This window comes from Caldisericota bacterium (assembly GCA_034717215.1).
In the GTDB taxonomy this organism is placed as follows: domain Bacteria; phylum Caldisericota; class Caldisericia; order Caldisericales; family Caldisericaceae; genus UBA646.
The window spans coordinates 1-7547 of sequence record JAYELD010000118.1; the positions used below are offsets into that span (position 1 = coordinate 1).

Annotated in this window: 8 protein-coding genes; all 8 read right to left on the bottom strand. The window is 35.6% G+C overall.

The annotated features are described in order from the left end of the window. Positions 1 to 73: 73 nt before the first annotated feature. Positions 74 to 364, bottom strand: a complete 291-nt coding sequence (cas2, locus tag U9Q18_04625; protein MEA3313641.1) for a CRISPR-associated endonuclease Cas2 — start codon at positions 362 to 364, stop codon at positions 74 to 76. Between the two features lie 12 nt (positions 365 to 376). Then, positions 377 to 1351: a CRISPR-associated endonuclease Cas1 gene (gene cas1, locus U9Q18_04630; GenBank protein ID MEA3313642.1), complete on the bottom strand. Its 975-nt coding sequence runs from the start codon at positions 1349 to 1351 to the stop codon at positions 377 to 379. A gap of 66 nt (positions 1352 to 1417) precedes the next feature. Beyond that, complete coding sequence (locus U9Q18_04635; GenBank protein MEA3313643.1) at positions 1418 to 2464, bottom strand: hypothetical protein; 1047 nt, start codon at positions 2462 to 2464, stop codon at positions 1418 to 1420. A 46-nt stretch (positions 2465 to 2510) separates the two neighbouring features. Next, entirely contained in the window at positions 2511 to 3197 is a 687-nt protein-coding gene (locus U9Q18_04640) for a CRISPR-associated endonuclease Cas6 (GenBank protein MEA3313644.1), read from the bottom strand. Beyond that, complete coding sequence (cas3, locus tag U9Q18_04645) at positions 3194 to 5503, bottom strand: CRISPR-associated helicase Cas3' (GenBank protein ID MEA3313645.1); 2310 nt, start codon at positions 5501 to 5503, stop codon at positions 3194 to 3196. Before cas3 ends, U9Q18_04640 begins: the two co-directional genes overlap by 4 nt. Continuing rightward, positions 5500 to 6225 carry a CRISPR-associated protein Cas5 gene (gene cas5, locus U9Q18_04650; GenBank protein ID MEA3313646.1) on the bottom strand — a complete coding sequence of 242 codons (726 nt, stop codon included), beginning with the start codon at positions 6223 to 6225 and terminating at the stop codon, positions 5500 to 5502. The genes cas3 and cas5 overlap by 4 nt, the downstream gene beginning before the upstream one ends. A 3-nt stretch (positions 6226 to 6228) precedes the next feature. Beyond that, positions 6229 to 7248, bottom strand: a complete 1020-nt coding sequence (gene cas7b / locus U9Q18_04655; GenBank protein ID MEA3313647.1) for a type I-B CRISPR-associated protein Cas7/Csh2 — start codon at positions 7246 to 7248, stop codon at positions 6229 to 6231. 1 nt (position 7249) lies between these two features. Beyond that, positions 7250 to 7547, bottom strand: a 298-nt coding sequence (locus tag U9Q18_04660; protein ID MEA3313648.1) for a CRISPR-associated protein, incomplete at its 5' end; no start/stop codon positions are given.

The following is a 7547-nucleotide window of genomic DNA, read 5'->3' on the forward strand; positions in this document are numbered from 1 at the left end:
TATAAATATTCTATTACTTCTGAAGGAGTAATATAAACTCCCTCATTTATAACCTCCTCCATCTTATCGTCCCCTAAAAAAGCTTGGCAATCACTTCATCTTTTACCATTTTTTTATCGAAGGCTTGCCCTAAAAGTTTTACTTTTTTAAAATCTTCATCACACATTGGGAAGATGTATACAGAATCTTCTTTTTTATTAATAATCTCATCGCACTGTAAAGATAATTCATCTATCTCATTTTTATTTAAACTCCCCAAAAATACGCTCTTTTGAACCCGATAGAGGCCATAGCCTTTACAATATATTGCAATTCTACTTCGAGTTTTATTTTTTGTAATATCGTAAATTACCCATACTAACATAAAAATACTATCTCATTTCTGTTTTAATAAATTATTAGCAATTCGATGACATTCCAATTGAATTATATTTCTGTTTTTAATATTTCTTCCTCTGTATCTGATCTTTTTCTCCAGAGTCTCATTTAGTGCACTTATTAAAACTGCTTTTCCTTCTTGATTTAGAGAAAGTCCGTTTTTTATTTGGTCAAAATATTCTTTTTTGACCTTTCTTTTGCTGAATAGATAAACTACGGTCTTATCAATTAATATTCTAAACATCTCGATAAGATCAAAGACTAAAGATTTTTTATTATAATTATCTGTATGAATAAAGCCCAGATAGGGATCAAGGCCAGCAAGAATACATCCTTTTTCCACCATAGAATAGAGTACTCCATAACCATAATTAAGTAAGCAATTGAATTCATCTTTAGCTGGGTTTCTGCTCCTGCCATCAAATTTAAATCTATCTGGCATAATATAGTTTAAGGCTCCAAAATATTCTTTCCCTGCCATCCCCTCTATAGCCATAATATTATTTCTTTTATCTTCCAAAGAACCATCTATCTTAGTTAACATAAATTTCCTTTTTTCTAAGGATATTATATGCTCACTAAGGATTTTCCCTTTTTTAGCACGGGAATTTCTTAGATCCTTAATGAGATTAATCTGATTATCAATTTTGCAAATTATCCATTCCTTCCCTAAGTTTAATCCTCTTTCCCCAGTAGAAGATTCTAATTGTTTTCTCCTTATTAGTGTTGTGCTTCCTAATTTAGAATGCCAGACTCTGCCATAGGGATTGCCAAAATGATCTAAAAAGATAATATCAATATTATTATCAACAGCAAATTTAACTGCATCTGTTGAAAAATAAGCACTGGTCGTAATTAAGATACTATCGACTTTCTTAACAGAAATTTCAAAAACTTTGTCGTCGTTTTTAATTAAAAAACAATTATTCTTTTTTTGTAAGTAAGAACCTCTGGAATTTATAACTAATTGCATATTAAAGTTTCTTCCTTCTAAGAGTATAAAGTAACAATTAATGCTATAATAAAAATCAAATAAAGTTTATTCTTTTCGTTTTAAACCATTTTCCTTTATTTTTAACATTACTTTTTTTAGAATATCAAGGAATTTTTTTATTTCTTTTTCCGAATAAGACTTATTGATTACCCATTTAGAAATTGATCCTGCATCTTTAAAATAGCCAAAATCTTTAACTTGAGTTTTATAAAAACTGACAACCTCATCCGATTTATTAACTTTTTTAGAAATCATCTCAAATCCAGTATAAATGCTTTGCTTAAATACAGAGTTAGGAGGATATCCAAATAATAGAGTGACAAGATCATTGTCTATTCCAACATTCAGAGAAAATCCTTTTGATCCCCATTTGTATAACAAATTATTTTTCTTTCCAAAATCAAATATTTTTTTAAATACATTTCTCCCATTTTCATCTAATGAATTTAAAAATTTCTTTTCGTCAATTTTGGGAAGAGAAGCAGTTTGAACTTTTTTACGAATAAATTCCTCTTCACCAACTACAAATTCAAGAGAAATTATTTGTTCTTCATTTTTAGTTTTAAAATATTTAAAACTTGCACAATAAATATCTAACCCTTTTTCTCTCAAAAACAAAGCTGTCTGACGGATTTCCTTAGAAATCTCTTGAGCAACTATAATAAGTTTTGTGGATTTGTTATATGAAATTTTTTCATTTTTGTTGGATTTAAAATATTGCTGATGATATTCTTCTAAATTACTTTCTTCCCCAGAATAATCTTGAAAAATATCATTCAATTGAGAATAGTCCAGCTTTTCAACAAAGGAAGCATATTCTAATAGTTGAGCAATTGTCTCTCGAGGGGTTCTATCACGTTTTAACTCTATAACTACAGTATTGCCAAGATTATCAAGACCTAATAAATCAATAGAGGTATTTAAGTTGGTAGCAACCTGTCTTCCTATTATTAAAATTTTGCTATCTTCAAAAAAATATTCTGGATTATTCTCTAACAAAACCTCTAAATCAAATTCCTGATACAATTCTTTGAAATCATATTTTTTATACGGAATCATTTTACCATTTTTATTAACGGTAAATAGTCTCATATTTTTTCACTCCTTAAACAAATGGCTACTTTATGTTGATTTTATCTTATTTTTCCTCCTGATTATTTATTTTTTTAATTGTTCCAAAACCCCGGGAGACTGATTTACCGAGGCCAATATAATCGGGCAGATTGAAATTCACCTCAAAATCTCCTGTAAAACCAATCATCTTTATACCTTTTACTTTTACATCCTGTATTTTCAACCTTAGATTTTGCACTTTTATCTCTTCAGTAACCACATACTCTAATCCCTTTGCCATAGAGAGAATATTCCCAATCAAAATTTTCTTCAACAGTTGAATTTGCTCTCGCGAGTTGGAATCCTTATACCTTTCATAATTCTTCTCATTCAACGCAAGCCATGGGGAAAAGAAATGATATGGTAAAAATTTCTTGTTTATTTCGATTAAATTTGAATGAAATTTTAGCTCGTTTTGTAATAGCACATATTTTTCACCACACAATTCAAATTCTTCTTTCAGAATTTCAAGACTTGTAATGGCTTTAGCACCTTCGTTAAGCCCAACCAGAAAACCTTCACCTTTGATAATCTTATATTGTACCAATGGGTATTTATATATCGGATCTCCATTTGCTGTATGTTGGTGAAATAGACTTTTGTCTCTATTGCGATTAGCAATTGCTCCTCGCAAGTCTTTTGCCTCAATCTTTTGGTTCAGAGGTTGATTAAACTTGAGCCTAAGAATGCATTGGTTTATTTTATTCCTCATAATATTAGTACTCCGTTATCAGAAACATCGTCCAAAACTAATCCACGCTCTGTAAAATAAAAACTGTCTTGTAAGATCCACTGTCCCAAATATTCCGTCGCGATATCTTGTGGGTCAAATCCAAGTTTAGTATACAGATTAACGGAAATCTTTGCTATTCTCCCTGAAAGTGCTCGCCATGCCTCTCGTCGCTTCCAGCGGTCTTGTATTTCGTTTGCCTTTACCATTGCTTCTTTCAATTCAGGATCTTGTTTTAGAACGAGAAAGGTGTATTTTTCCCGTTCCTTCCCACGCAATAGTTCTTTGATCGGTTCATCTTCTTGCCATTTTGCAAATCTTTCAAGATGTTTCATGCCTTTATCTTTTCTAATGAATAGCATCTCAAAGTATCGGTTTGCTAATGGCAATATATCCTTTTCTTCTATCTCAGTTTTCTTTTCTATTAACTGACGTGTAACCTGTAAATGAACATCATCATATATCATATCGACATATCGCTTTCCCTTCGCATTAACCAAATCCATAACTTCGACGATTCCCATTTGAGTCATCCTTCCGTTACGATTGCAGCGGCCTGCGATCTGAATTATACTGTCGAGTGGTGCAAAGTCACGAATCACAATTTCCATATCGATATCAACGCCAGCTTCTATACACTGTGTTGATACAACAACACAGGGTCGTCCTTTTTTGATAGTATCTATCGCTGCCAATCTGTCCAAAGGAGTTACATCGGCACTAAGAAAAAGTAATGGGATATCAAAAAACTCAGCAGGCCAATTTTCGGCGAGTCTATCTCGGATGAGTCGTGCACTTTTACGGGTATTTAGCGTAATCAAAACTCGTTTGCCTTTTTGCAGCCATTTCTTCCGACGTTTAAAAATTTTCTCACAAAATTCATCTATATTGAGTTTTTTCTGTAATCTAAAGAGCAACTTATATCTATTAAATTTCTTAAAATAACCACGATAATTTTCTATGAGTGGCTTCGCATTAGGAATGATTGCAGGAAGTGTAGCAGACATCAATAAAACACTGCTGTTGCCAATCTTTACCAAACCCTTCAAAATCTCTTCCAATGGTTTCCAAAGCTTGCAGGGAAGAGACTGAACCTCGTCCATCACAATCAGAGCATCACACAAATTATGGAATCGCATCTGATGTCTCGTTTTTGGATCTATAAGACTCATTAAAAATTGGTCGTAAGTAGTAATAACCAATTCTGTTCGCCAGGTATCAACAAAAAAGTGCTGCGTCTCTTCTTCTAACCCCTGTCCATATTTTCTGTCAGATAGTGAATGGCTTGTTAAGAACCATGCCCCTTCAGCTTTATTACCTCCAATTGTAAGGAGAGATTCATACTCCTTAGCTGTCTGGTCAATTACCGAGAGAAATGGTAACACGACGATTGCCTTTGAGTACGTTCCTGAAATCTTACCTAGCTTTTCCTTCAATTCTAAAAGCCATGTAGCCGAAAGTAAAGTTTTACCGCTGCCTGTTGGTGCTGTCAGACTAAAAATGCTAGGGCTTTTGATTTCATTAACTCTTTTTTTTAGATTTGCTCTTATAGATTTACGAATCTTATTAACCGGTGTATCTTTCGGTGTTCCTATTCTTTGTTCTACCCATTGAGGCATCCAGTGCCTTGTTTCCTTGTATAGATAACTTTGCGGTTCTTTCACAGCAAGAAAGGCTTTATCTGCCTCAAGTAGAAGAGAAAAAAGCAATTGTGTTTTAAGCCTAAATGTTGTGGCCTCCTCAATCGATAAGTTCTCAAACACCGGCAGAACAACATCGTCAAAATATCGCTGTGCTTTTGCCCATGGACGATCCGTAAGATCTAATCTGGAAATATCAATACCACAATGCTGACTTAATGCTTCACTCTGTAAAGTTGTTGTCTGTCGTTTCAAGATTCTGGGAAGCATTCCACTACCTATCTCTCGTAATTTTTCTACCATAGGCAAACTACCATGGTGTCCAAAAACAACAGCAGAGACTAATATCGTATCCAATGGATCCCATTTTTCATCTTTGGCAAGTAAAAGGGTAAGGAGTAGAGACATCGGAGTATGTGCCTTATCCATTGGATCACCAGCATAGGCAGCTGTATTTTCTATATATTTCTGAAACATCTTTGTTCCTTTACCAATATCATGCAGTGAAGCTACTTTCTGAGCGAGGAATTTAATTGCTGGCAATATTGTATTTTCTGAATGCCATTGACAAACGCTATCTATTGCCGATTTGACCTGAGTGATATGTTCACAAAGTTGTAAATCTGGATGAGATTTTAAATTTCTCATAAAAACATCAAGACCTTATCCTCAACTTTGTAAGCCTGGCTTGTCTTTACCGGAACCGCCCATGCATCACGTTCTACAAAGTAAGAGCAATGGGAAAAAACTCTATCAGGGGTAACAGAGCGTGGCATCTGGATTGAGTAGATTACCAATCCTTTTTCGAATATCTGTTCCATATCCAAAGCACCAGCATCTTGTGGAAAGACAGACTGAATACCGTAAACACCTTTTGGCAACGGCGAGCAACCATTCAAACCAAGATATTCAATATTTGCCATCATTTCAGAAAGTCCAAGAGATGGGGTAAAGTGCCATCTTCTCTGCTTTAACCTTTCTTTTAGTCGCATGTTATAGGGTTCGGGAATTGAAACCCAAACAGTGTAGTCCGGCTTAAATAACCACTCCTGAAGTATTAATGTTGCCTTTTCTGGTGCTGTTTTCTTATCTGCCCTTTGTGTTATTTTAATAACACGAGGCAATAGGGCAGGTGGATCTTTCCTCAATTTTGCCTTATGCCAGTGTGTTTTCGGCACCTTCCCGCGAATCGCAATGTTCGCTGGTTCAAGGACAACTTGTGGTTCATCCTTTGACAAGCCAAGAATAGCACCTAAAATACCTAATATTACGGTTCTCGGTGGAATAGGATAGCTCAGAGCACTTGCTGAGGCCTCTGCTCTTAGAAAATGGGCAAAATATCCCTTTAATCTAAAAACTATCAGTTCCATCTGTTATTTCTCCAAGGCCGTTGGGGAATTACTACCTTCTTTGGGTAAACTTTCCACATCAAAAGTCTCCCAGTCTAACGGCAAAACTTCTATAAATTGAATATCAGATGATCTGGCATAACGCACCTTGGATATCCTATCTTTCTGCTCATTCAGCCGTTTAATGAGTGATGTAAGATCCAACTTGTAGTCTTCTGGAGATGCCCATTCTTTCTCTTTCTTCCTATTGGTGGCAACCATCTTCACATAGTCATGTAGTCGCCCAAATTGAAACTCTTCCCCCTCATTATACTCGATGTCAATTAAAAGATGTGGGATCTGTCCGACCTTTGTCCGGGTATTTCCAGATACTCTCACCCCATGCCATATCGCTTTCAACAAATATTCATAGTCCTCATCCGACATTCTTGAAACCTCTGCTGAATGTTCATTTGCCACGCCAGAGAACCCAATCAGGGCATAGCGGAGACCAAAATATGTGGTAAATGTTCCTGCTGTGACTTTTTCCCCTGTAGGTCTTTCTTGAGCGCTGGCGAAGATAGATGTTCCATGGATATCTACTTCCTCTGCCTTGTGTAAAACTTCACCCATATTTATCTGCACAGCCCCAGTCATAGTCTTTGGCACTGGTTTCCAATCTGCTTTTCGCTTACTTTCTCCTTTTACTTCTTCAGCTTTGAAAGCAAAGGAACTACCAAAGAGTCTTGCATCAATAAAAGCATCCAAAAGAATCTTAACTAATTCCTCCTCATTTGCTTCAGGTTTGTTATTTTCTTGTAAGTAATGTACAACTCTCCCGGTTAGATTTGTCGTCCGACCTTCAATGTTATCGACCAGAATAGTTTTGCCCTGACTCTTCATAAAGTCTCTAGCAAAACGTTTTAGCCGAACATCGGTCACATAATGTGTCCTATCCGGCAGCATCCGCGGCCTGTTCTCATCAGGGTCACCGTTTGGATTTCCCATCTTGATATCATAGAGAAACAGAAACTCATGCCTGCTCGATAAAGTATTTTTTGCCATTTCATTCACCTCCTGTTTGATTTTTACCGTCATCCTTTTTAGGAAGAATCTTCGTAGTCAAAGACTGCCCCAAGAGTAAATAATAGTTGGTTGGTATCTCATCTAATTCAATCTTATCTCCCAACAGAGAACCAAGCCTTCCAATTTCAGTAATAAGCTCCCTAACCTGTGGATTCTTTTCAGTTTCATAGGCAAGGAGTTTCTGGCGTATCTTAATATATAACCCGGGAATATCTGACCCTTTTAGCGTTAGCCGCTTTAGCCATGTAAGAGCATTTGCCCCTACATTGATACCCTTT

What these genes read in the sequence shown, in the direction of transcription:
- U9Q18_04635 (MEA3313643.1), bottom strand. Translation starts at nt 2,464, where the DNA reads ATGAGACTATTTACCGTTAATAAAAATGGTAAAATGATTCCGTATAAA.
- cas3 (MEA3313645.1), bottom strand. Translation starts at nt 5,503, where the DNA reads ATGAGAAATTTAAAATCTCATCCAGATTTACAACTTTGTGAACATATC.
- U9Q18_04640 (MEA3313644.1), bottom strand. Translation starts at nt 3,197, where the DNA reads ATGAGGAATAAAATAAACCAATGCATTCTTAGGCTCAAGTTTAATCAA.
- cas2 (MEA3313641.1), bottom strand. Translation starts at nt 364, where the DNA reads ATGTTAGTATGGGTAATTTACGATATTACAAAAAATAAAACTCGAAGT.
- cas5 (MEA3313646.1), bottom strand. Translation starts at nt 6,225, where the DNA reads ATGGAACTGATAGTTTTTAGATTAAAGGGATATTTTGCCCATTTTCTA.
- cas1 (MEA3313642.1), bottom strand. Translation starts at nt 1,351, where the DNA reads ATGCAATTAGTTATAAATTCCAGAGGTTCTTACTTACAAAAAAAGAAT.
- cas7b (MEA3313647.1), bottom strand. Translation starts at nt 7,248, where the DNA reads ATGGCAAAAAATACTTTATCGAGCAGGCATGAGTTTCTGTTTCTCTAT.